This window comes from Mycobacterium sp., from assembly GCF_035653355.1.
Lineage (GTDB): Bacteria > Actinomycetota > Actinomycetes > Mycobacteriales > Mycobacteriaceae > Mycobacterium.
On sequence record NZ_DASRBZ010000038.1, the window covers coordinates 1 to 2,091 of the forward strand.

1 protein-coding gene is annotated in these 2,091 nt (G+C 63.7%); it reads right to left on the bottom strand.

The window, feature by feature from the left end:
• On the bottom strand, window positions 1-2,080 hold a 2,080-nt coding region (locus tag VFA16_RS01125), incomplete at its 3' end, for an AAA family ATPase (protein WP_414687607.1).
• Window positions 2,081-2,091 lie beyond the last annotated feature (11 nt).

The following is a 2,091-nucleotide window of genomic DNA, read 5'->3' on the forward strand; positions in this document are numbered from 1 at the left end:
GCAGGGCGCGCATCTCCACCGAATACATCGCAGATCTGCGGGCGATTTGCGCGGCGCGCACCGCATGCATCTGGGCGGCCGACGTTTGACCGACGGAAGCCCGCTCCCAGGCCCTGGCGAGTTCAAGTTCAGGCAAGAACAAAGCGAACTGTGGTCCGTAGATTTCCTCCGACTTTCGTAGCGCGGCAGCGGCAGCTTCACCGTTGGCGCGCGCTCCTTCGGCCTGAGCCCACCAGGCCGCCACCACCATCAGCAAGCCCCGCGGAAAGCCGCCAGACATTGCCGATATTGCGTCGCGAAATGCAGCGCAGGCGGACGGCAGCGCACCACGCGCCAGGCGCACGAGTCCCAGCATCGCATCGACGATCGGGTCTGATTCAGGCACAGCCGCGGCATGGTGTTGCCAGACCCGCTCGGCCGCCGGATAATCGCCGACCGCCGTCCAAGCCAGCACCTCAGCCAATCCGATGAGGAGTAGCGCGCCAGGTTGCCCTGGCGCAGCCGCTCGCCGCTGCGCCTCCGCGATCCGGTGGACCTCGCCAAACCGCCCGGCGAACGCCAGCGTCCAGCATGTCGGCACAGCCGCCCACGCGATTGACAACGGTGCGTCAGGTCTACACAGGTTCAGCCCGGTCTCGATAGCGGTCGGAAGCTCGCCGCATAGGGCCATAAATGACGTCTCGACCGTCGCGACGAAACCGACGATCGCCGCAGAAGTGACGCGACGCTTGACGTCGCCGATTACCTGCCGTGCCTGCTCAATCTGCCCGCAATTGAAGAACAGATTCATTGCGCGCAGGCAGCCCCATCGCGCAATCAGCAACTCATCGGAGTCATTTGGGTTGAATGCACAGAGTATTTCCTCGACTTCGTCGCCGCGTCCCTGCCAACTCATAGCCTCAGCAAGCACGATCCCGGCTCTCAAGTCACCGCTGCGATCGAACGCGAAGCGGGCCAACTCCTCACCGGAGGCGAAGTTCGACATGGTCATTGCAGTTGCCGCCGCGTCGATCACCACGTCGATGTCGGGCGATAGATCGCTTCGCATCATGAACTGGGCAAGCTGGATCTTTGCGCGCACATCGGGCGACCTCGAGCGCCGCCCTTCCATCTGAAGGTACTTCCGAAGATGTTGGGCCAACATGCTATTCAGTTGCCGCGAGCGCACCACTCCAGCTAGTTGCATTGCCACTTCGCCCAAAATGGGGTGAAACAACCGCGCCACCGTTTTCGAGCTATCCACAACTAACTGCACCACGCCGCGGCGCTCAAGGCGTGCCACCACCTCGGCATCGCAGAGTCCACGCAGAATCTCCCAGTCCAGTACCTCTGCGGCGGCCAAAATCTCGACCGCCTCCAATTCTTCGGGGGCAAGCGATCGCAGCCGAAACTCAAGTAGGTCGTAGAGTTCACCGTCCGGACGTAGCGGACCTCGAAGTTGCCATCCGTCCTGCCCGTGGACCAGGACCGCACTTTCCCGGCCGGCGCTCAGCAACCCGCGCAGCAGCAACGGGTTGCCGGCGGTCCGGCGCTGTAACTCAGTGATCACCCGGGGCTCGACGGCGCCGCCGAGCACCGATCGGGCGAGTTCCGCGGTCTGTTCCCGCTTGAACGCGTCGATGTGCAGTCTCAGCAGCAACTGCTCTTTCCACAATGCTGTTACTGCGTCGGGCGCGTTGCTGCCTGACTGGATCGTCACGATCAGTCGTGCGCTGCCGCTGGCCGCAAGCTGGTGTACCAGCGTGGCTGACAACGGGTCGAGCAACTGGGCGTCGTCAACGACGACAGCGAGGTTGCCATCCTTCTCGAGGGCTCTTTGCGCGGCAGCCAGCATCGCCGCGGGTTCATGTGGCGCGTCAACAGTCACGGACCGATAAAACGCGCCCAACGGCACTGAGGATCCAGTGTGGGTGCCCAGCACGTACCGCACGGTCAGCCCCCGCGACTTGACAGTGTTGGCAAGGGAACGAGCCAATATCGATTTGCCGACCCCGCTGGCGCCCATCAACGCGACGCCTTGGAATTCCGCGTCGTCGAGCGCCGCCAACGCCTGGCGGAGCTCGTCATCGCGGCCAACCAACAGCCGCGTCG